At 69.7% G+C, this 19,953-nt stretch carries 21 protein-coding genes; 11 read left to right on the forward strand and 10 right to left on the reverse strand.

Annotated elements, in window-relative coordinates; translation table 11 throughout:
- Positions 1–30 precede the first annotated feature (30 nt).
- The 3 genes from BHS09_RS09570 to BHS09_RS09580 form a co-directional block, all read right to left on the reverse strand.
- Complete coding sequence (locus tag BHS09_RS09570; protein WP_140797736.1) at positions 31–255, reverse strand: DUF2934 domain-containing protein; 225 nt, start codon at positions 253–255, stop codon at positions 31–33.
- A gap of 156 nt (positions 256–411) precedes the next feature.
- Entirely contained in the window at positions 412–1,614 is a 1,203-nt protein-coding gene (gene mutY, locus BHS09_RS09575; protein ID WP_140800644.1) for an A/G-specific adenine glycosylase, read from the reverse strand.
- 176 nt (positions 1,615–1,790) lie between these two features.
- A complete protein-coding gene (locus tag BHS09_RS09580; protein ID WP_140797737.1) occupies positions 1,791–2,618 on the reverse strand; it encodes an SDR family oxidoreductase in 828 nt (275 codons plus the stop codon).
- Between the two features lie 96 nt (positions 2,619–2,714).
- Between BHS09_RS09580 and BHS09_RS09585 the strand changes: the two genes are divergently transcribed.
- Entirely contained in the window at positions 2,715–3,698 is a 984-nt protein-coding gene (locus BHS09_RS09585) for a RecB family exonuclease (RefSeq protein ID WP_140789118.1), read from the forward strand.
- Positions 3,699–3,702: 4 nt separating this feature from the next.
- On the opposite strand, the gene BHS09_RS09590 is transcribed toward BHS09_RS09585, so the two are convergent.
- Together BHS09_RS09590 and BHS09_RS09595 are read right to left on the reverse strand one after the other, a co-directional pair.
- On the reverse strand, positions 3,703–4,569 hold the full coding sequence (locus BHS09_RS09590) for a tRNA threonylcarbamoyladenosine dehydratase (protein WP_011552069.1): 867 nt from the start codon (positions 4,567–4,569) through the stop codon (positions 3,703–3,705).
- 28 nt (positions 4,570–4,597) lie between these two features.
- The gene (locus tag BHS09_RS09595; protein ID WP_140797738.1) at positions 4,598–5,395 is read right to left on the reverse strand and encodes a TatD family hydrolase; all 798 of its coding nucleotides are present in this window, start codon (positions 5,393–5,395) and stop codon (positions 4,598–4,600) included.
- Between the two features lie 120 nt (positions 5,396–5,515).
- Between BHS09_RS09595 and BHS09_RS09600 the strand changes: the two genes are divergently transcribed.
- Both BHS09_RS09600 and BHS09_RS09605 read left to right on the forward strand, forming a co-directional pair.
- Positions 5,516–7,000: a TolB family protein gene (locus tag BHS09_RS09600; RefSeq protein ID WP_140789123.1), complete on the forward strand. Its 1,485-nt coding sequence runs from the start codon at positions 5,516–5,518 to the stop codon at positions 6,998–7,000.
- Between the two features lie 163 nt (positions 7,001–7,163).
- The gene (locus tag BHS09_RS09605) at positions 7,164–7,415 is read left to right on the forward strand and encodes a hypothetical protein (RefSeq protein ID WP_140797739.1); all 252 of its coding nucleotides are present in this window, start codon (positions 7,164–7,166) and stop codon (positions 7,413–7,415) included.
- A 61-nt stretch (positions 7,416–7,476) separates the two neighbouring features.
- On the opposite strand, the gene BHS09_RS09610 is transcribed toward BHS09_RS09605, so the two are convergent.
- Entirely contained in the window at positions 7,477–7,719 is a 243-nt protein-coding gene (locus BHS09_RS09610; protein ID WP_043612925.1) for a hypothetical protein, read from the reverse strand.
- 409 nt (positions 7,720–8,128) lie between these two features.
- Here BHS09_RS09610 and BHS09_RS09615 point away from each other — a divergent pair, with 409 nt between their 5' ends.
- Both BHS09_RS09615 and BHS09_RS09620 read left to right on the forward strand, forming a co-directional pair.
- The gene (locus BHS09_RS09615) at positions 8,129–9,190 is read left to right on the forward strand and encodes a zinc ribbon domain-containing protein (protein ID WP_140789125.1); all 1,062 of its coding nucleotides are present in this window, start codon (positions 8,129–8,131) and stop codon (positions 9,188–9,190) included.
- Positions 9,191–9,203: 13 nt separating this feature from the next.
- A complete protein-coding gene (locus BHS09_RS09620; RefSeq protein ID WP_140789126.1) occupies positions 9,204–10,166 on the forward strand; it encodes a DHH family phosphoesterase in 963 nt (320 codons plus the stop codon).
- Between the two features lie 21 nt (positions 10,167–10,187).
- Here the strand turns inward: BHS09_RS09620 and BHS09_RS09625 are convergent, their stop codons facing one another.
- Entirely contained in the window at positions 10,188–10,760 is a 573-nt protein-coding gene (locus BHS09_RS09625) for a Maf family protein (protein WP_140789127.1), read from the reverse strand.
- A 112-nt stretch (positions 10,761–10,872) separates the two neighbouring features.
- Between BHS09_RS09625 and BHS09_RS09630 the strand changes: the two genes are divergently transcribed.
- Entirely contained in the window at positions 10,873–12,105 is a 1,233-nt protein-coding gene (locus tag BHS09_RS09630) for a metallopeptidase family protein (RefSeq protein WP_174259229.1), read from the forward strand.
- Between the two features lie 5 nt (positions 12,106–12,110).
- Positions 12,111–13,298, forward strand: a complete 1,188-nt coding sequence (locus BHS09_RS09635) for a class I SAM-dependent rRNA methyltransferase (protein ID WP_140789130.1) — start codon at positions 12,111–12,113, stop codon at positions 13,296–13,298.
- Between the two features lie 24 nt (positions 13,299–13,322).
- Here the strand turns inward: BHS09_RS09635 and BHS09_RS09640 are convergent, their stop codons facing one another.
- Together BHS09_RS09640 and BHS09_RS09645 are read right to left on the reverse strand one after the other, a co-directional pair.
- Positions 13,323–13,820 (reverse strand): caib/baif family protein, encoded by a 498-nt coding sequence (locus BHS09_RS09640; protein WP_174258706.1) that lies wholly within the window; start codon positions 13,818–13,820, stop codon positions 13,323–13,325.
- Between the two features lie 16 nt (positions 13,821–13,836).
- Positions 13,837–14,319, reverse strand: a complete 483-nt coding sequence (locus tag BHS09_RS09645; protein WP_140796400.1) for a hypothetical protein — start codon at positions 14,317–14,319, stop codon at positions 13,837–13,839.
- Positions 14,320–14,446: 127 nt separating this feature from the next.
- On the opposite strand from BHS09_RS09645, the gene BHS09_RS09650 reads away from it, so the two are divergent.
- The 4 genes from BHS09_RS09650 (at position 14,447) to BHS09_RS09665 (ending at position 19,148) form a co-directional block, all read left to right on the forward strand.
- A complete protein-coding gene (locus BHS09_RS09650; protein ID WP_140797740.1) occupies positions 14,447–16,522 on the forward strand; it encodes an ATP-dependent helicase in 2,076 nt (691 codons plus the stop codon).
- Positions 16,523–16,736: 214 nt separating this feature from the next.
- Positions 16,737–17,183 (forward strand): 50S ribosomal protein L13, encoded by a 447-nt coding sequence (gene rplM / locus BHS09_RS09655; protein ID WP_140789133.1) that lies wholly within the window; start codon positions 16,737–16,739, stop codon positions 17,181–17,183.
- Between the two features lie 14 nt (positions 17,184–17,197).
- Positions 17,198–17,599, forward strand: a complete 402-nt coding sequence (rpsI, locus tag BHS09_RS09660; RefSeq protein WP_140789134.1) for a 30S ribosomal protein S9 — start codon at positions 17,198–17,200, stop codon at positions 17,597–17,599.
- A gap of 133 nt (positions 17,600–17,732) precedes the next feature.
- Positions 17,733–19,148, forward strand: a complete 1,416-nt coding sequence (locus tag BHS09_RS09665) for a type IV pilus twitching motility protein PilT (protein WP_140797741.1) — start codon at positions 17,733–17,735, stop codon at positions 19,146–19,148.
- Between the two features lie 50 nt (positions 19,149–19,198).
- On the opposite strand, the gene BHS09_RS09670 is transcribed toward BHS09_RS09665, so the two are convergent.
- On the reverse strand, positions 19,199–19,936 hold the full coding sequence (locus BHS09_RS09670) for a hypothetical protein (protein ID WP_174260010.1): 738 nt from the start codon (positions 19,934–19,936) through the stop codon (positions 19,199–19,201).
- Positions 19,937–19,953 lie beyond the last annotated feature (17 nt).

Below are 19,953 nucleotides of genomic sequence, written 5' to 3' on the forward strand. Positions count from 1 at the left end.
TCGGCCGGGCGGCTACGCGACGGCGGACTGTCATTGACGGCCGAGCTGAAGCTCTCGCTCGGCCTGAAACCAGTCCTGCTCGGAGTTGCCGTGCGTACCGCCCCGGGCCAGGAAGATTTCGTAGGCCCGGCGGGCAAGCTGCTCGTTGGTGGGGCCGGGGCGCGACTCCGGAGCCCGAGGCTTGGTTGGGGCCGGGGGGGCAGGCGGCTTGCTCGAAGACGGCCCCGTCTGCTTGTTGGCGGTGTGGCGTGCCATGCTCGGATTCCTCCGGTGGAAAGAGTCCGCGGAGATTGGGGCGCGTCGATGCTGAAAGAAACCGGCATGCGGGGGCCGGGGTTGTCAGTGCGACAGGAGGACTGCCTCTGTGTCGAGCGACGGACAGCGGGACGTGCGGGGTCGGCGTTGAAGCGCTCAACCTCCTGACAGCACGCTCGCCCCAAGCACGACGTCGAGCGCTCGCTGCATCGCGGTGCTCATGCCGAGGTCCCCCGCATCAGCAGGGGAGCACCAGCGAAGCTCCTGGAAGGCGGGTGTGCTCGTGGGCCGGCGAGGACCGGAGACGCGCAGCAGCCGCAGCGAGAGGTCACGGTGGGTGAGCTGCCGCTTCACGGTGCCCAGCGCGCCTTCCAACGTCACGTCGACGCCCAGCGCGGCGGCGAGCCGGGCGCGGGCTTCGCTGTCCGGTGCATCGTCGGCGATTTCGGCGGCCGGCAGCTCCCATAGGCCTCCGAAGAGCCCGGCGTCCGCGCGGCGGGCGAAGAGGAGGGTGCCAGCATGGGGCCACACGGCGACGGCCAGCGTCAGCTTCTTGGGCGTGGCTCGCACCTTGGCGGGGGGCAGCTCGTCCACGCGGCCCTTGCGGAAGGCGACACAGGCTCCGCGCACGGGGCACAGCAGGCACAGCGGGTTCTCTGGCCGGCACGTGGTTGCGCCGTGCTCCATGAGGGCCTGGTTGAAGTCACCGGGCCGCTCGCCCTTCACCAGCGCGGTGGCGAGTGCCCACAGTGTGGCCTCTCGCTGGCGGTCTCCTGGAGCGCCTTCGACCTCGAAGATGCGAGAGAAGACGCGCGCGACGTTGCCGTCCACCAGCGGCGCTTCTTCGCCAAAGGCGATGGAGGCCACCGCGCCTGCGGTGTAGCGGCCGAAGCCGGGCAGTTCGAGCAGCTCTGCGGCGGCGGACGGCAGGGTGCCGCCGAAGCGCGCGACGACTTCCTGTGCGGCGCGGTGCAGGTTGCGGGCGCGGCTGTAGTAGCCCAGGCCCTTCCAGCCCGCGAGCACGTCATCCAGCGGCGCCGAGGCCAACGCGCGCGCCGTGGGGAATCGCGCGAGGAACCGCTCCCAGTAGGGAATCACCGTCGACACCTGGGTCTGCTGGAGCATGACTTCGCTCAGCCAGATGGCATACGGGTCCCGGGTGCGGCGCCAGGGCAGGTCGCGTTTGTTCCGGTCGTACCAGTCCAGCAGCGGCCCACGCACGCTGGCGAGGTGCGCCGGGGCGGGGGGGACAGTGGCCGCGGGCGGCGCGGAAGGAGGACGCCCGGCGCGAGTCTTCCGGGCTGGCGCTTCCTCGGGTGGTGCCGCGGCCGTGACGGCAGCTCGCGTCTTCGTGGCGATGCTTTCGCGCGGCACCTGCGCGTCCTCGATGGCGGGCTTCGCGCGGACCTTCGATGTGCCACTCGCGCCGGCGAGCGTTGCGTCTTCTGTGGCGGGCTTCGAGCGAGTCTTGGATGCGGCGCCGCCGGACGTTGAAGCAGAAGGCTTCGTGCGGGGGACACGGGGACTGCGGGAGGTCATGCGTCCTTCTTCTTCGAAGCCACCGCCATGCGGCGGGCGACACGGTCGAACAGGGAGGGCACCCACCGGTTGGCCACCACCATCACCCGGCCGGGCAGCGTGAGTACGGTGTCGCGCCGTCCACTCCGGCTCGCACGAACCATCGCGTCGGCGACTTCTTCCGCGGACATGGCCTTCAGCGGGATGGCGTCCTGTCGCCAGCCCTCCGCATGGAGGCGGTTCTCCCGGAAGTCGCTTTCGGTGAAGCCGGGCGACACGAGCAGCACCTGGATGCCCTCGGCGGCCAGCTCCGCGCGCAGCGACTCCGTCATTGCATTCACCGCGGCCTTGGACGCGCAGTAGCCGCCCAGCAGCGGCAGTCCCCGGTGGCCCAGCACGGAGCTGACGTTGACCACCTGCGCGCCACGCCGCTTGCGCAACAGCTGCAGTGCCTCGCGCGTCATCCGCCATAGACTGAAGACGTTCAGCTCGAAGACCTGCCGGAGTTGCTCCTCCCCAACGCCCTCCAGCGGTCCGTAGAGTCCCTGGCCCGCGTTGTTGACGAGCACATCCAGCCCACCGAAGGCGGCATCCGTCTCGCGCACCAGCCGCGTCACGTCGTCGCCCACCGTGACGTCGCACCGCACCGGCAGTGCCCTCACGCCCAGTGACGCCACTTCACGGGCTGCGTCCTCGAGTTCGGGAAGCCGGCGCGCGGCCAGGACGACATCCGCGCCCGCGGCGGCGTAGGCCCTCGCCGCCGCCCTGCCAATGCCTCCGGAAGCCCCCGTGATGAGGACCACCCGGCCCTTGAAGGGTTGGGTCTTCATGCCGGCGCGCACCATACCTTCCCGGTTGCCTGGGGGGACTGTCTTTCAGCGACCAGCGGGGGCCTGTTTCCTCGCCTGTTCCCCTTCTGGTGGAGCGGGCGAACGCCTAGGATGCGCGCCTTCATGCGGCGCCCCCCTCTCAGCAACGACTTCTCCTGGTCCAAGAGCCGCCACGAGAAGTTCTCCGAGTGCCTTCGCGCGTACTACCTCTACTACTACCGCTCCTGGGGCGGCTGGGAGGCGAGCGCGCCCAAGGACGTACGCGAGCTCTACGTGCTGAAGAAGCTGGGCAACCGCTACACGTGGGCCGGCAGCGTGGTGCACGAGAGCATCAAGGACGTGCTGTTGGACTGGCGCGCGGGCCGCGAGGTGGACCCGGCGGCGGTGGAGGCGCGCACGCGCAAGCTGATGCAGGACGACTTCCGGCACTCGCGCTCGAAGAACTACTGGTCGCAGAAGTACCGCAAGCAGTTCACCGGCCTGGTGGAGCACGAGTACGCCGAAGCCGTGCCGGACGAGGCGTGGAAGCAGAACTGGGAGACGGTGCGCTCCGCGCTGTCGTGGTTCTTCTCCTCGCGCTGGAAGGACCTGGCGCACAGCCTCAAGCCCGAGCAGTGGCTGGAGGTGGACGCGGGCTTCGACTTCGCCCACTTCACGATGGACGGCCTCAAGGTCTTCGCGATTCCCGACCTGGCCTTCGTGGACGCGGATGGCACGCCGGTGGTGGTGGACTGGAAGACGGGCAAGTCGCGCGACGGGTACGACGAGCAGGTGCTCGGCTACGCGCTCTACGTGGCCCAGCGCTACCGCTTCCCGGTGGAGAAGGTGCGCGCCTCGCTCGTGTACCTCAACGAGGGCAAGGAGCAGGACGTCACGGTGGACCCGGAGGCCATGGCCTCCTTCCACCGGCACTTCGAGCAGAGTGTGGCGAAGATGCGCTCGCTGCTGAAGGACCCGGCCACCAACACGCCGCTGGACGCGTCCGCGTTTCCGCCCACGGAGTCGCTGACGTCCTGCGCGCGGTGTGTCTTCCGCCGTCCCTGCGGACGTGAGGGTGCCGCGGCCGAGGTGCCCCAACCGCAGCAGGTGGTCTGAGCGCCTAGCGCGCCGACGCGAGCCGCCGCACCACCACGCCCGCCGCGTTCATCCCGAAGCAGGACGTGACGAAGGCCACGCTGCCGTCAATCTGCGTGCGGTGGTCGCAGGTGTGGAACTCGTTGTCCTGCGGGCACACGCACAGGAAGCCGTCGGTGGCGTCGTCGTACTGGAGCGTCACCGGCAGCCGCCGCGCTTCGATGGAGTACACGGCGGTGATGCCCGTGTGCTTGTCCGTCTCCACCGCGTACTTGCGCTTGAGCAGCTTGCGGATGTCCTTGGCGAAGGGGTCCATGTGCGTCTCGGACAGGTCCTCCACGCGGATGGCGGTGGGGTCCAACCGGCCCGCGGCGCCCATGGAGCTGACCACCGGCACGCCCAGCGTCACGCAGCGGTGCAGCAGGTGCAGCTTCGCCTTCACGTTGTCGATGGCGTCCACGACGAAGTCGTACTGGCCCGGCTGGAGCATCTGCTCGGCCACGTCCGCGCGGTAGAACTCGCGCACCGCCTCCACCTTCGCCGCCGGATTGATTTCCTGGCAGCGCTGCGCCATCAGCTCCGCCTTGGGCTTGCCCACGGCCTTCACCGTCGCGTGGAGTTGGCGGTTGGTGTTGGTGACGCACACGTCGTCATGGTCCACCAGCGTCAGGTGGCCAATGCCGCTGCGCACCAGGCCCTCCGCCGCGAAGCTGCCCACGCCGCCCAGGCCGAACACCACCACGCGCGCGTTGGCCAGCCGCTCCATCGCGGAGTCGCCCAGCAGGCGGCCGGTCCGGTCGAAGCGCCGGGAGAGCTTGAAGGGACGGGCGAGCGAGTCCGGGGCGGTGGGCGGAGTCTCAGGGGCAGGGGCGGGGAGCGGCTGCGGGTTCATGGCGGTCCTCTATAACGCGACCGCTCGCCTACCGCGAAGGCGCAGGGAAAGCTTCCCGGAAGAAGCGGCGGGCATTCTCGGTCGTCTGCCGGGCGACCTCCTCGACGGGCTCCCCTCGGACGCGGGCCATGCCCTCCAGGATGTGGGGAAGGTAGCCCGGCTCGGAGCGCGTCCCCCGGTGGGGCGTGGGGGCCTGGTCCGGGGCGTCCGTCTCCGCCATCAGCCGGTCCAGGGGGATGGCCCGGAGCGCATCCAGGGGCTTGCGGGCCCCCGCCCAGGTGACGGGGCCCGCGAAGGAGAAGTGGCAGCCCTTCTGGAGATAGAAGCGCGCCAGCTCCACGCCGCCGCTGTAGCTGTGCATGAGCAGGCCGGCCTCGGGGAGGGGCTCCTCCTTCAGCAGTTCGATGAGGGCCGGGTGCAGCCGGTGACAGTGCATCAGCACGGGCAGGCCGTGCTTGCGCGCCAGCGCGAGGTGTCGCTTCAGCACCGTCACCTGCCGTTCCAGCGGCGCGCCCGGAAGGCTGGGGCCGTCCAATCCGCACTCACCCACGGCCGCCGCGCCGCCCTTCGCGAGCAGCGCGTCCAGGTGTTCGAGCACGGCGTCGTCCTCTTCCGGGGGCATGTCGGGGAGGAGCTGCGGGTGGATGCCCAGGCCCACCTGAAGGCGGGCATCCTGGCGGGACATCTCCAGCAAGGGCTCCCAGTCATGCGGGCCCACGCCAGGGATGACGATGCCGTGGAGGCCCGCGGCCCATGCGCGTGAGAGGACTTCATTCCTGTCGGCGTCGAAGCGGGACGCATCCAGGTGGCAATGGGTGTCTATCATTGAGCAGGCAGCTCCCTTGGGCCGTTCATTCAGGAACACGCTGCGTGCTCCTGCGCATCCGGGTAAGCGCGCCCGGAAAGGCTGACGGTATACGCGCCCTCTATTCTCCGGAGGGTTTCCATGACCAAGCGTGTCGTTATCAGCGCGCTGTGTGGCGTGCTGCTGGTGCTGTCGACGGGGTGCGGTGACGAGTGTGTCGATGCATTCGACTGCCGCAGCGACAACGGGCCACCCCCGGCGGGGAAGGATTGGACGTGCCGCTCGGGCAACTGTGAGCTGCGCGATGTCCAGCGGCCGCCCGAGGAGGACGCTGGGACGGAAGAGGACGCCGGCACCGAGGAAGACGCTGGCACCGAAGCGGACGCGGGCACTGAAGTGGACGCCGGCACGGGCGACGACGGTGGCGTGGTCGTCATCGGCACGGGGGCCAAGGGCGAGGCTTGCACCGCGTCCTCCGACTGCGCCGCGGGCCTGCGTTGTGAGGGCACGACCGAGGCCATGACGTGTCAGGCGCTGCACGTGGCCTTCACGGCCATGGACGACACCGACGAAATGGCTGCGGTGGTGACGCGCTTTGATGAGCCGGAGCCCACGCGGCTGTCGGACGCCGCAGAGAACAGCCTCTACCCGCGCTGGAACCCGGCCGGCAACCGGATTGCCTTCGTCCAGGGCGCCACCGAGACGGGCAGCTCGACGGGGAACCTGGCCGGTGAGCTGGTGGCGCGCGACGTGCCGCTGGTGGCGGGCACGCCCACGATGCTCGCCAACGGCACCACGGGCAGCACCGAGGGCTTCCTCTACCTGGAGTGGGAGCCGGGTGATTCTCTCCTGTACGTGCGCCGCGATGGCGACAGCATCTCCGGCATCTCCCGCGTCCCGGCAGAGGGCGGCAAGGTGGAGCAGGTCACAGCGTTGGGTTCCTCCCCGGCCTGGCGCAATGGCAACACGTTCGCGTTCAGCACCGCCACCGTCGGCATCTCCACGGACACCGTGGGTGGCGGCGCGCCCAAGCCGCTGGCCATCGCGGGCCCCACGGCGGAGCAGCCGCACTACAACCGCGTCAATGACCAGCTCCTGTTCCTCCGTCCGGATGACTCGCGGCCGGTGGGGCTGAACACCGCGCTCTACATCGTCCCCGTGAGCGGCGCCGCCGTGCAGACAATTGCCGAGTTCAGCACGGCGGCCGTCGAGGGTGGCTCGGTGGATTCCTACATCGCCAACCCCACCTGGGCGCGGGATGGCAGCTGGGTGGCGTACGTGCGCGCCTACTTCTTCAACCCCACCACGGGTGAGCCGGAGCTCTGCGGCGCCGGCACCTCGCCCTGCGCCGGCGACCCGGGCAACATCATCTTCCTGCGCCGCATCAACCCGGCGGACGGCGCCCCGGTGGGGGATGAGGTCAGCTTCGCCGAGGGCGCCACGCTCCCGTCGTTCTCTCCGGATGGCCACTACGTGGCCTACATCCAGGCGGGGCAGCTCTACGTCCAGCAGATTGACCCGGCGGCGGGCGCGAAGGTGGGTGACCCCATCGTCCACCCGCTGGGGGACTACACCCTCCAGACGTCGCGCGGCGATGACCACCGCCCGCGCTGGCAGCCCCGGTAGCCCCAGGCTGTTGACGGCGTGAAGTCCCAGGCCCGCGTCTCCCCAGGGGGGCGCGGGCCTTCGTCGCTTCCGGGATGGCGCGCGGCGCCTTGTCACCGCGCGAGATGCGGCATAGGGAGGGGCGCGCGGGCCCACCCCAGGGTCCGTCCACCGGAGGACCCGCATGAGGCGCTTTCTTGTTCCTGGCTTCCTGCTCTTCACCGCCTGCGCCACCGTGCCGGCTCACAGCCTGGACGAGGGCTGTGGTGGCACCGTGGCCGAGGAGCCACAGCCGCTGGCCGCACCTGTGCGCCTGGAGACACTCTCCGGCAGCTTCCTGGTGCACCCGAACAACGCGGAAGACTTCGAGAAGCTGCTCGCGGGAGAACCCACGCGGCAGCGCTACAACGCTGGCATCCTGATGGCGGGAGACTGACGTCCACGCCGCCGCGGGGGCAGACGCGCGCGCCACGCCGGCCGGGACAGGGGCGGAGGGCTCAGCCTTCCACGACGATGCGGCGCCCCAGCGCCCGGGTCATCTGCGGCGAGGTGAGCTGGGCCAGCACGTCCACCAGCTCCCCGCCGGAGGTCTCGAAGGCCGCCGCGATGACCTCGCCCACCGTCAGGTGGACCTTGCCCGCCGCCGCCCGGGCCCGCTGGGCCGTTCGCCGGAGCGCGGGCATCACCCGCCGGCCCTGCCTGGGAACCGCGCCACTTCTACGAGTCGTCCGCTTGCCCATGGGTTCCTCCCACCGCACCGTGCTACGCGGGTGAGTACACCGTGGGTCTGACACATGCAGTTGAGGTGCCAGCGGCCTGACTACCTGGCCGGTGGGACAATGCCCCTCATTTCCCAGGCAGAAAGCGGGGTTAAGCAGATAGTCAGCTCGCTGGGTTCACGGTGCTGCCCGGGTATGAATCGTTTCATCGAGCGTTTTCGTTCACTCTGAGCGCAATCTCGACGTTTCGTTCAACGGCCCCGTTTCGTCACGTGGCTTACAATTCTTGGCACCTAGGTCCAATCTGACCTCGATGTCAGAGTCGAGCCTTCCCGCAGAAGTCCGTCTTTCCGGGCGGAAAGCCAGAACATCCTGACACGACTGTCGTGGCCTCGTGGGCGGCGCGGGCAGTGCGGTATACGCCGGGGGCATGCCCCAGACTCTCTGTCCGAACTGCGGCCACAGCCCCATTCCGCGCGGTGCCAGAGCGTGCCCCTCGTGCGGGGAGCCGTTCGACCATCTCCAGTCCCACAAGAAGGTTGGCCGGATGCGGTTGGACCGGCCCATGGTGGAGGCGGACGACGACGCCACGGTGTTCGGCGGGGACCTTGTCACCAGCGCGGTGTCCGCCCATCCGGGCCCTGCTGCGGGGGTGTTGCTGGCGAGCGCCGCGGCCTGGTTCGTCCGCGCCGCGGGCCTGTTGGGCTCGCTGGAGGACCCCACGTGGACGTACGGCCTGGTGTGCCTGGGCGCGGTGCTCGCGCTGGTGCTGGTGCTCAACCGCGGCCCCGCGAAGGGGATGGCGCAGGTGGGCGTGGTGGTGCAACTGCTGGCCACGGGCTGGTTGGCGCGCGAGGCACCGCTGGCCCCCGTCCACGTGGCCTACTTCATCCTCGGGGTGCTCGCGCTGGTCATGGTGGTGGGCGAGCCGGGGCCCATGCGGCGCTACCTGGGGTTGGGTTTGGGGCTGGGGGCGGCGGTCGCCTCCGCGGGGTTGCTGGCGCTCCCCATCGCGGGGACGTCGGGCGCGGGTGTGCGTCAGTCCCTGGTGGGCAGCGAGCTGGGGTATCGGCTGGAGCTGCCCGCGGGGTGGGGACAGCTGACGCGCGAGCAGCTCGCACCGCACCTGGTGCTGCCCGCGTCCACCCTGCAGGGCGGCGGCGTGGGCTTCGGCGACATGGCGCAGGGGCGTTATGGCCTGCTCTGGGTGGAGCGCGGCACGGGCAAGGCGGCGGCCGTGGGGTGCAAGGGGTTACTCCAGGCGCTGGGCGGCACGTTGGGTGAGGCGGTGTCACTTCCCGCGCCTCCGGCGTTGGGGAGCAAGGCCACCGTGCATCCGCTGCGCACGCCGGGTGGCGCGGGAGGCACGCTGGCGTGCGGGGTGCTGGCGGACGGGCGGCTCGTGGGGCTGGCGGTGGTGGCTGCCCAGGCGAGTGGCGGCGCGGACGAGGTGGCCTTCACGACGGTGGGCGCGGGACTCGCGTTGCAGTAAGGGGCTCATCGCCATGAACGTCCAGGTCCTCTTTCACGACAGCTGCTTCGACGGCGCCGCGAGCGCGGCCGTGTTCTCCCGCTTCTACCGGGAGCGCATCCGTCCGGAGGCGGCCTTCCGGTACCTCGGTCTGAACCACAAGCCGGGCGCCGAGGGCATCGATCCGGCCGTGTTCACCGGCGAGGAGAATGTCATCGTCGACTTCCGCTACAGCCAGGACGCGCGGCTTACCTGGTGGTTCGACCACCACGCCTCCGCCTTCCAGCAGCCGGGGGACGAGGCGCACTTCCGCGCGGACACCAGCGGGCGCAAGTTCCACGACGCGCACCGCAAGAGTTGCACGAAGTACCTGGCGGACGTGGCCCGGGAGCGCTTCGGCTGGGATGCGTCGCCTCTGGCGGACCTCATCCACTGGGCGGAAATCATCGATGGGGCCCAGTTCCCCTCGCCGCAGATGGCGGTGGCGCTGGAGGAGCCCGCGCTGCGCATCATGACGGTGCTGGAGGCCAACAAGGACCCGGGCCTCATCCCCGAGGTCATCCGCCGCATGCAGTCCGAGTCGCTGGCGGACATCGCCGCCTCGCCGCTCATCGCCACGCCGCTGGCGCCGCTGCTGGCGCGCCACCAGTCGAACATCGAGCTGGTGCGTGCCCGGGCGCGCTACGAGCGCGGCGTCGTCTTCTTCGACCTGGTGGACGAGGGCGTGGACAGCCTCAACAAGTTCATCGCCTATGCCCTCTACCCGGACGCGCGCTACACGCTGTGGGTGGGGAAGGGCGCCTCGCGGGCCAAGGTGTCCATCGGCTCCAACCCGTGGAAGCCGGAGCTGCGGCGGCACGATTTGTCCGCCATCGCGGGGCGCTACGGCGGCGGCGGACACCCGGTGGTGGCCGCGGTGAGCTTCAAGGCGGACCAGGCCGACAAGGCGCGCGCCGCCTACGCGGAGATTCTCGGGGAGCTGTCCTCCGACGCGTGACGGCGCGGGCGTCAGCGGCGCTCAGAAGAACCGGAAGCCCGCCTCCCGCAGCAGTCGCACCACCGTCACCATGGGCAGGCCCTGCACGTTGGAGCGGTCGCCGTCGAGCCGCTCCAATAGGGCCTGTCCGGCGTCCTCCACGCGGTAGCTGCCGCAGCAGCCCTCCCATTCGTTCAGGTCGAGGTATCGCTCCAGCTCCTCCTCCTTCACCGGGTAGAAGGTCAGCCGGGCCGTCTCCACTGCTTCGAGCACCTTGCCTCCGGGGCCCACCAGGCACACCCCGGTGTGGATGGCGTGGGTGTTGCCCACCAGCTTGCGCAGTTGCTCGCGCGCCGCGTTCCGGTCCACGGGCTTGGAGAGGACTTCGCCCGCCACCTCGACGAGCTGGTCCGCGCCCAGCACCCAGGCCTCCGGGTGCCGCTGATGCACCGCGCGGGCCTTGCGTGACGCGAGCTCCCGCACGGCCTCCGTCACCGACAGGTGTGGGGCTACGACCTCGTCCACGCCGGGGGCCTCGGCGCGGTAGGGCAGCCTCAGTCCATCCATCAGGGCCCGCCGGGCGCTCGACGTGGAGGCCAGAATCAATTCGCTCATGGGATGGGCAACCTAGTGCAGTGCGGGGCGGGTGGGTGTCCGGTCGCGTCAGCAAGCGGGCGTGCACGTCTCGGCTTCCCGGCCACGGGGTGATGCCGTACCCTGGCGGCCCATGTCGCGGCGCGGTCTGCTCGCCTTCTGTCTCCTCATCGCTGCCTGCAAGCGCGGCCCTCCGGCCTCTGAAGCGCCGGACGCGTCCTGTCCGGCCGTGCCCGCCCTCAGCGCGCCTGGCGCCGGGGCGCCCACCGCCAGCGTGCGTCCCGCACCGCCCCTGGAGGACGCCACTCACCGGATGCAGCCGCTGGCCGTGTGCCGCTCGGACGGCGCCGCCCCGTTGGATGCGTCGCGCCGCTACTTCGAGGAAGGCCGCTTCGAGGAATCACTGTCCTGCGCCGCCCAGGCCGCCGCGCTGGAGCCGGACCTGGCCGCCGCCCACGCGGAGCGCGGCGTGGCGCTGGCCGCCCTGGGCCGCGAGACAGAGGCGCAGCTCGCCTACGCGCGGGCGCTCGCCATCGACCCGGGGGACCCGTCCGCGCTTCTGGGCTCGGCGCACCTGTACGCCGTGCAGCTGCCCTCCACCCGGGAGCGGGACGAGCTGGGCGCCCTCTACGCCGAGCGCGGCCTGTCCCAGCCCAACACGCCCCCGGAGCTGATCCCGCATCTCGCGCTGGTGGCCGCCATGGCCTTCAACGATTTGGGGCAGGCGGAGTCCTCGCTGGCGCACTCGGCCATCGTCCTCGCGCGCAACCCCGGCAGCCGCGAGGCCCTCTACGAGCGCGCCCTGGCCCTCTTCGAGCTGTGCCGCTTCCGCGAGGCCCGCACCGCCTTCACCAGCCTCGTGGACGACCCGGAGCGGGCCGCGCACGCCCATCACCACCTGGGGCTCCTGCTGGAGCGCGAGGGCAAGTGGAAGCAGGCGCAGGGCCACTTCGACAAGGCGCGCACGCTGGCGCCGGACGACTTCCCCGAGCCTCCGCTGCCCGCGGAGGAGGACTTCCGCGCCGAGGTGGTGAGGGCCGTCGCCGAGCTGCCCAAGGACATGCGCGGGGACTTGGACGGCGTGCCCGTCACGGCGGAGGAACTGCCCGCGGACGCGGACCTGCTGGCCAACCAGCCGCCGCTGTCGCCCACGATTCTCGGGCTCTTCCGGGGCCCTCCGCTGGCTGAGCCCTGTGATGGCTCCGAGGTACCGTGCCGCTCCGTGGTGCTCTACCGCCGCAACCTGGCGCGCGCCGTCCGGACGCCTGAGGAACTTCGCGAGCAGATCCGCGTGACGTTGCTGCACGAAATCGGGCACCTTCGCGGCGAGGACGACGAAGAACTGGCCGCTCGCGGCCTGGAGTGAGCCTGATGCCCCCCCATGCAGCCCTGCCCGTCGCGCGCGTCACCCCCAAGGGGGCGCGCTCGCTGCGGCACTTCAATCCCTGGGTGTACCGCACCGAAATCGCCGCCCCGCCCGACGTGAAGGGCGCCGGCGCCGTGGTGCTGGTGGTGGACTCCCAGGGCAATCCCATTGGCCAGGCGCTCTACGCTCGCCGCTCGCCCCTGGCGCTGCGCCTGCTGACGCGCAAGGGGCCCGCCGAGGAGCCGGTGGACGACGCCTTCTTCCGCCGCCGTCTGGAGGCCGCCCTGGCGCGCCGGGCATTCCTGTCCGGCCGTGACGGGCTGCGGCTGGTGCACGGCGAGGCGGACCAGCTCCCGGGCCTCTTCGTGGACCGCTACGGAAAGGGCCTCACGCTCCAGACGCTCTCCGAGGGCATGGACGCGCGCAAGGAGACGCTGGCGAAGATGCTGGTGGAGCTCACCGGCGCCACCCACGTCATGTGCCGGGACGACGCCTCCGGCCGTGACTTCGAGGGCCTGCCCCGCGAGGCGCGCCTGCTGCACGGCGAGGGCGCCGCGCGCTTCGCCTACCACGAGGGGGAGAACCGCTTCGAGGTCGACCTCCAGGGCGACATGAAGACGGGCGCCTTCCTGGACCAGGTGGACAACCACCTGCGGGCCGGGGAGCTGGCGCGCGGCGACGCGCTGGACCTCTTCAGCTACCACGGCGGCTTCGCGCTCTCGCTTTCACGCACCTGCACGTCCGTGCTGGCGGTGGAGCAGGACGAGAAGGCCGCCGCGCGCGCCAAGGCCAACGCCGAGGCCAACGGCCGCGCCAACGTCACCGTGGAGAACGCCAACGCCTTCGACGTGCTGCGCCGCTTCGACACCAGCGGGCGCCGCTTCGACACCGTGGTGTTGGATCCGCCCGGACTGGCCAAGCGCCGTGAGGGCCTGGCCACCGCGCTGCGCGCCTACCACGAGCTGAACCTGCGCGCCTTCCGCTGCCTCAAGCCGGACGGGCTGCTCGTCACCTGCTCCTGCTCCGGCAAGCTGGACCGCGCCGCCTTCGAGGAGATGGTGCTGGCGGCCGCCGCGGATGCGAAGCGGCCAGTGCAGATTCTGGAGCGGCGGGGCGCGGGGCTGGACCACCCGGTGCTGGCCGGGCTGCCGGAGACGGAGTACCTGAAGGCCCTCTACGTGCGCGCCCTCTAGCGAGCGAAGGGGAGGGGCTGGGGCCTATGGAATCCCCAGCTCCTTGCGCAGCCGGCCCACGACCTTGAAGTACTCCGTCCGTGGGAAGGGCACGTTGAGGATGTGGAAGTCCTTCTTCGCCAGGCCCACGCAGCCGAAGCAGTAGTTGCAGTCCTGCAGGTTGCGGCACAGCACCAGGTACGCGCTGGTGGAGCAATTTTCGCTCTGGACGCAGTACGCGCAGGCGTTGCAGCTCTTGCAGTCCACGCAGTGCGAGCAGTTGTTGCACAGCTCGCACCGGGTGCAGTGCGTGCACGTGAAGCAGCTGTCGCAGTCCTTGCAGAACATGCAGTTGGCGCAGCGCTGACAGCCCTCGCACGCGTAGGAGCCGGGGTTGCCCGGGTCGGACGCGAAGCTCTTGGCCAGCTTCTGGAACTGATCCAGGAACTCCCGCTTGCCCAGGGTGGACACCAGCTCCCGCGCCGCCTTCTCCTGCGCGACCAGGTCCGCCTTATCGGGCCGCGTTCCTTTGTCCTTCACCACCTGGGACACTCCTTCATCAGTTCGGACCGGGCCTCAGGCGAGCCAGTCCCGCAAGGTCGATGCCGCGCGCCACCCGGCGCACCTCCACCGTACCCGGAAATCCCCGGCTGGTGACGGCAACCACGTAGCGCCCCCCCACAAGGAGGTTCGCTTCGGCCACGGACTCCTCCGCGTCGTACCGCACGAAGCCCACGGCGTCGTCCAGGTGGATGGGGGCGGACGGGTCACTGGCCGCCTTGCCCCGGGAGCGGTCGGCGGCCTCCTGGATGGCCTTGCCAATGCGCTCGCCCATGGTGGTGTCCACGATGCGCACCTTCACCTCACGTCCCTCACCTCGGGTGTAGAGCCGCTCGGCCTCGGAGACGGACACCTCGCCGTACTTCCCGGTGGAGCCCTGGGTGTGCGCCACCGTGAAGCCGTCCAGCCGTTCTGGAAGGAAGGGCGCCAGTTGCTTGAAGTACACGCAGGGCGCGTTCTCCGCCGACACCTCGGGTGTCACCTCCGGGGACGAGCCGGACTCGCCGAGGCAGCCCGTGCCCAGGACGAATGCGAGAACAGCGCCAGAGCGCCTGGGGAAAAAAGAGTCGCGCACGAACGAATCAAAGGGTATCCCCGCCCCGCGCGCAATGGACCTCTCGAAGCTCAATCCTCCGCAGCGCGAGGCCGTGGTCACCATCGAGGGACCGCTGCTCGTGCTGGCAGGCGCTGGCAGCGGCAAGACTCGCGTCATCACCCACCGCATCGTCCACCTGCTCAACGAGCGGCCGGGCCTCATCATGGCCCGCAACATCCTGGCGGTGACCTTCACCAACAAGGCCGCCACGGAGATGAAGGAGCGCCTGGTCCACATGGCGGGACCTCGGGCGCAGGGCGTGCTGGTGTGCACCTTCCACGCCTTTGGCGCGGAGATGCTCCGCGAGGACATCCACCGGCTGGGTTGGCCCAAGAAGTTCGCCATCGCCGACATGGGCGACCAGCTGGCCAACATCCGGCGCGCCATGCGCGAGCACAAAATCGACGACCGCTCGTTCGACGCGCGCAAGGTGCTCAACCTCATCTCCAAGGCGAAGAACTCCGGCAAGGCGCCGGAGCCCAAGCCGGAGGGGATTGGGGATGATTACGACCTCATCACCCACATGGTGTACCCGGACTATCAGCTGTCGCTGAAGGCGCAGGGGTCGGTGGACTTCGACGACCTGCTGCTGCTGCCCGCGCGCCTGTTGCGCGAGCATCCGGACCTCTACGAGAAGTACACCAAGCGCTTCCGCTACCTGCTGGTGGACGAGTTCCAGGACACCAACACCGCGCAGCTGGAGCTTCTGAAGCTGCTGGCGGGCCGCTCCCGCAACGTGTGCGCGGTGGGTGACGACGACCAGTGCATCTATTCGTGGCGCGGCGCGGAGGTGCGCAACATCCTCGACTTCGACCGCCTCTTCCCGGGAGGGAAGGAGGTCCGGTTGGAGCAGAACTACCGCTCCGTCCAGACGGTCCTGGACGCGGCCAACGCCGTCATCGCCAAGAACCCCGAGCGCAAGGCCAAGCAGATGTGGACCGACCGCACCGGGGGCACGAAGGTGAAGGTGGTGACGTGTCCCAATGACGAAGAGGAGGCCCGCTTCGTCGCGCACGAAATCCAGAAGCACATGGCCCTGGGCATCTCCGCGGACGACATCGCCGTGCTCTACCGGACCAACGGCCAGTCCCGCCCCATCGAGGAGACGCTGCGGGAGAAGAACATCGGCTACGAGGTGGTGGGCGGCAGCGAGTTCTTCGATCGGCGCGAGGTGAAGGACGTCATCGCGTACTTCAAGGTCATCGTGAACAAGCTGGACGAAATCTCGCTCCTGCGCATCGTCAACGTGCCCTCGCGCGGCATTGGCGACGTGACGATGGAGCGCCTGAACGTCCACGCGCGGGGCGAGGGCGTCACGCTGTGGACGGTGATGAAGAAGGCCGCCGACTACGAGGACCTGCCGCCGGGGGCCGGGGCCCGGGTGATGGACTTCGTGGACTTGGTGGAGCGCTACCGCGCCGCGTACGAGCACGGCCAGCTGGCCAACGTGACGCGCAAGCTGCTGGAGGAGATTGGCTTCCGCGAGGCCACCCGCGCCCACGCGACCAGCGCCACCGCCGCGGACAAGAAGCTGAAGGGCGTGGACGGCGTCCTCAACTCGCTGGAGAACTTCGAGAAGCGCGAGGGCCCCAAGGCCAGCCTGCCGACGTACCTCAACCGCCTGAGCCTGGACACCCGGCAGGAGGAGGAGGAGGTGCCGGGCGCCAACCGCCGCGTCACCCTGATGACGGTGCACGCCTCCAAGGGCCTGGAGTACCGGCTCGTCTTCTTCATCGGCATGGAGGAGGACCTGATGCCCCACGGAGGCATGCAGGGCGAGGCGCAGAACCTCGAGGAGGAGCGGCGCCTCTGCTACGTGGGCATCACCCGCGCCAAGGAGGTCCTCTACCTCACCCGCGCGGCCACCCGCGTGAAGCGCGGCAAGGAGGTGCCCCGCACGCCCTCGCGCTTCCTGGAGGACCTGCCTCCGGAGGTGATTGAGATAGTGGAGTTAGACGCGCCGCGTCAGGGGCCTCCGACCACGGAGGAGAAGAACTTCTTCGCCAACTTGAAGGAGCGCTTCAAGAAACCCGGGATTCCGGGAGCGCCTCCGGGTGGCACCGGGACGTCTGGGGGAGCAGCCAGGTAGGTGCCCGCCTCCTGAAGGGGGCGTTGGGGCGGGGGTGATCGGGGAATCCGGGCGTCTGGTGCGGTGTGACCTTGACTTGATCCGCCACACCCACTAGGACGGTCGGCCTTTCCGGGCCTCCGTGAAGTTTTCACGGTCGACCCGCGGTTGATTAAGCACGAGCAGCGGTCCCTGGAATGCACACGGCGGCCGCGAGAAGTCTGGAGTGCACGAAATGTCGCAGAAGACCTACAGCGCGAAGGCTGGGGACATCAAGCGCCAGTGGCACGTCATCGACGTGTCCGACAAGGTGCTGGGCCGCGCGGCGAGCCAGATTGCCACCCTGCTGAAGGGCAAGCACAAGGCCATCTACACGCCGTCCATTGACACGGGCGACCACGTGGTCGTCATCAACGCCGAAAAGGTGAAGGTGACGGGTACGAAGGAGCAGAACAAGATGTACTACCGGCACCCGCACGCGGGTTTCCCGGGCGCCCTGAAGGTCACCAACCTGGAGAAGCTCCGCCAGCGTCACCCCGAGGACATCATCATCAACGCCGTGCGGCGCATGCTTCCGCGCAACGCGCTGGGCCGCCAGATGATGACGAAGCTGAAGGTCTACGCAGGTGACACGCACCCGCACGCGGCCCAGAAGCCTGCCGCGTTCGAGGTCGAGGCGTAAGGGAGATAACGTCCATGCCCATCCACCAAGAGCTCGGTTTCTACGCCACCGGCCGCCGCAAGGAGGCCACCGCCCGCGTCTGGATTCGTCCTGGCACTGGCCTCGTCACCATCAACGGCCGCGAGCTGAACGAGTACTTCGGCCGTGAGACGTCCAAGATGGTCCTCAACCAGCCCCTCGAGATCCTCGAGCAGAAGGGCAAGGTTGACGTGACGGTCAACGTCAAGGGTGGCGGTCTCTCCGGCCAGGCCGGCGCCATCCGTCACGGCATCGCCCGTGCGCTGTGCTCCTTCAACCCGGAGTTCCGTCCGGCGCTGAAGAAGGCCGGCTTCCTCACCCGCGATGCTCGCGCGGTCGAGCGTAAGAAGTACGGCCAGCCGGGCGCGCGTCGCCGGTTCCAGTTCTCCAAGCGCTAAGCCACTCGCTTGGCAGCTGGGTTGTCCTCACGCGGCGGGGGTCCTCATCCGAGGGCCTCCGCCGATGTGTTTTCGGGGTCCATCACGCCCCATCGCATGCGTGCGCGAGCGTCTGGTAGGATTTGCGCCGCTCATGGAACTCAACGAGATCCTCCAGATCGCCCTGCGCGGCGGTGCCTCCGACATTCATCTCAAGGCAGGCCTGCCGCCCATGTTCCGCGTGGACGGTTCGCTGGTTCCGCTGAAGGACGGCCGCCGCCTCCCTCCCGAGGAGGTGGCGCGCATGGCCTTTGGCATCATGAACGAGTTCCAGAAGGAGAAGTTCAAGGGGAGCAACGAGGTGGACCTGGCCTACGGCGTGCCGGGGCTCGGGCGCTTCCGCGTGAACGTCTTCCAGCAGCGCGGCACCGTGGGCGCCGTGCTGCGTGTCATCCCCTTCAAGGTGATGACCATCCAGGACCTGTTGCTGCCGCAGATTCTCGCCAAGATTTGCGGTGAGGAGCGCGGCCTGGTGCTGGTGACGGGCACCACGGGCTCCGGCAAGTCCACCACGCTGGCGGCGATGATCGACCACATCAACGCCAACGAGACCAGCCACATCATGACGATTGAGGACCCCATCGAGTTCCTCATTCGCGACAAGCGCTCCATCGTGAACCAGCGCGAGGTGGGCGTGGACACGATGAGCTTCGCGCAGGCGCTCAAGAGCGCGCTGCGGCAGGACCCGGACGTCATCCTCGTGGGCGAAATGCGTGACCACGAGACCATCGAAACGGCGCTCCACGCCGCGGAGACGGGCCACCTGGTGATGTCCACGCTGCACACGCTGGACGCGACGGAGACCATCAACCGCATCGTCTCCGCCTTCCCGCCGCATCAGCAGAAGCAGGTGCGCCTCCAGTTGGCCAGCGTGCTCAAGGCCGTGGTGTCCCAGCGTCTGGTGCCGCGCGCGGACGGCAAGGGCCGCGTGGCCGCCGTGGAGGTGCTGCGCGTCACGGCCCGTGTCCGCGAGATGATCGAAGACAAGGACCGCACGAAGGAGATCCACGACGCCATTGCCCAGGGCACGGACACGTACGGGATGCAGACCTTCGACCAGTCCCTGATGAGTCTGGTGCGGCAGGGGCTCGTCACCTACGAGGAGGCCCACCGGCAGGCCACCAACCCGGACGACTTCGCGCTGCGCTTCTCCGGCATCAGCGGCACGTCCGACTCCAAGTGGGACAACTTCGATTCGAAGCCCGGCGAGTCGCGGCCCATCCCCGGCTCCTCCGCCTTCGCTCAGAAGGGGGCGCCCACGGCTGTTCCGGCGCCACAGGCCGCGCCTGCTCCGGCGCCCATGGCACAGCCCATGCGCCCGGCGGCTCCGGCATCGCAGCAGATGCGTCCGGGCGTTCCGCCGCCGCAGGCCATGCGTCCGGGGGCTCCGGCTGGCGCGCCAGTGGGGCGTCCCATGGCGCCGCCTGCCGCGCGCCCGCCAGCGCCCGCTCCGGCCCCGGCACCCGCCGCGGCAGGTGGGGACGACGACTTCCAGATCGAGCGCTTCTAGCGGTTCACGGCGCCCACCCGGAAAGGGCAGGGCGTTCCGTGCCGCGGCTGCTACGCGTCGTCCTCACCTAGCAGTGCGCGCAGCCGGGACAAGCGGATGGGGCCGATGAGGCCCTCCTTGGACAGCGCCTGGAGCAGCTGCGCGGTCGCCTGCACCTTGGCCTCCTGTTCCTCCTCGGGCCGGTCCACCACCTCCGCGTCGAGCACGGCCTCCATGTGCTCGGGGTTGATGGGCGCGGGCCCTTCCGACCACGCGATGTCGAAGAGGGCGCGGGCCACGCCCTCACGCACCTTCCGCTCCGCGTCGTTGGCGGCGGCCTTCACGAACGTGAGGAAGAGCGCGTCCACCGCCTCCTTGGTGAGCGCGGCCAGCGCGGGCACTTCGCCCAGCGACTCCTTCACGTATTCGCTGTCGAACGCGTCCACGTCCTGCTCGTAGCCGAAGGCCTCCTCCAGGAGGATGGAGGCCAGGAACGCGTCCGTCTCCTCCGGGCTGGCGCCTTCCTCGGCCAGGGCTTCGCGGGCCTTCTTCGTGGGCTCCGCCAGGGTGGCGTCCTGGTCCAGCGCGCGGACCGCGGCGTGGGCCGCCAGCAGCACCAGCGAAGCCTGGGCATCGGTGGACAGGGTGCGGCCGCCCACGCCCAGCAGCACGGACTTGTGCTTCGGGTTCGCGGAGGCGGCGTCGGTGAAGGCCTGCTCTTCCGGAGAGAGGTCTCCGCCCGACTGCTGCTTGAGGAGCGTCTCCCGAGCGGCATCGGCGGCGAGGAAGCGGGCGAGTACGGGGTGCATGGCCGGGCCTGTTACCA

Source organism: Myxococcus xanthus (genome assembly GCF_006402735.1).
Taxonomy (GTDB): Bacteria; Myxococcota; Myxococcia; order Myxococcales; family Myxococcaceae; genus Myxococcus; species Myxococcus xanthus_A.

What these genes read in the sequence shown, in the direction of transcription:
- BHS09_RS09580 (WP_140797737.1), bottom strand. Translation starts at nt 2,618, where the DNA reads ATGGTGCGCGCCGGCATGAAGACCCAACCCTTCAAGGGCCGGGTGGTC.
- BHS09_RS09615 (WP_140789125.1), top strand. Translation starts at nt 8,129, where the DNA reads ATGCCCCAGACTCTCTGTCCGAACTGCGGCCACAGCCCCATTCCGCGC.
- BHS09_RS09630 (WP_174259229.1), top strand. Translation starts at nt 10,873, where the DNA reads ATGTCGCGGCGCGGTCTGCTCGCCTTCTGTCTCCTCATCGCTGCCTGC.
- BHS09_RS09600 (WP_140789123.1), top strand. Translation starts at nt 5,516, where the DNA reads ATGACCAAGCGTGTCGTTATCAGCGCGCTGTGTGGCGTGCTGCTGGTG.
- BHS09_RS09625 (WP_140789127.1), bottom strand. Translation starts at nt 10,760, where the DNA reads ATGAGCGAATTGATTCTGGCCTCCACGTCGAGCGCCCGGCGGGCCCTG.
- rplM (WP_140789133.1), top strand. Translation starts at nt 16,737, where the DNA reads ATGTCGCAGAAGACCTACAGCGCGAAGGCTGGGGACATCAAGCGCCAG.
- BHS09_RS09665 (WP_140797741.1), top strand. Translation starts at nt 17,733, where the DNA reads ATGGAACTCAACGAGATCCTCCAGATCGCCCTGCGCGGCGGTGCCTCC.
- BHS09_RS09590 (WP_011552069.1), bottom strand. Translation starts at nt 4,569, where the DNA reads ATGAACCCGCAGCCGCTCCCCGCCCCTGCCCCTGAGACTCCGCCCACC.
- rpsI (WP_140789134.1), top strand. Translation starts at nt 17,198, where the DNA reads ATGCCCATCCACCAAGAGCTCGGTTTCTACGCCACCGGCCGCCGCAAG.
- BHS09_RS09610 (WP_043612925.1), bottom strand. Translation starts at nt 7,719, where the DNA reads ATGGGCAAGCGGACGACTCGTAGAAGTGGCGCGGTTCCCAGGCAGGGC.
- BHS09_RS09670 (WP_174260010.1), bottom strand. Translation starts at nt 19,936, where the DNA reads ATGCACCCCGTACTCGCCCGCTTCCTCGCCGCCGATGCCGCTCGGGAG.
- BHS09_RS09620 (WP_140789126.1), top strand. Translation starts at nt 9,204, where the DNA reads ATGAACGTCCAGGTCCTCTTTCACGACAGCTGCTTCGACGGCGCCGCG.
- BHS09_RS09570 (WP_140797736.1), bottom strand. Translation starts at nt 255, where the DNA reads ATGGCACGCCACACCGCCAACAAGCAGACGGGGCCGTCTTCGAGCAAG.
- BHS09_RS09605 (WP_140797739.1), top strand. Translation starts at nt 7,164, where the DNA reads ATGAGGCGCTTTCTTGTTCCTGGCTTCCTGCTCTTCACCGCCTGCGCC.
- BHS09_RS09650 (WP_140797740.1), top strand. Translation starts at nt 14,447, where the DNA reads ATGGACCTCTCGAAGCTCAATCCTCCGCAGCGCGAGGCCGTGGTCACC.
- BHS09_RS09635 (WP_140789130.1), top strand. Translation starts at nt 12,111, where the DNA reads ATGCCCCCCCATGCAGCCCTGCCCGTCGCGCGCGTCACCCCCAAGGGG.
- BHS09_RS09595 (WP_140797738.1), bottom strand. Translation starts at nt 5,395, where the DNA reads ATGATAGACACCCATTGCCACCTGGATGCGTCCCGCTTCGACGCCGAC.
- BHS09_RS09585 (WP_140789118.1), top strand. Translation starts at nt 2,715, where the DNA reads ATGCGCGCCTTCATGCGGCGCCCCCCTCTCAGCAACGACTTCTCCTGG.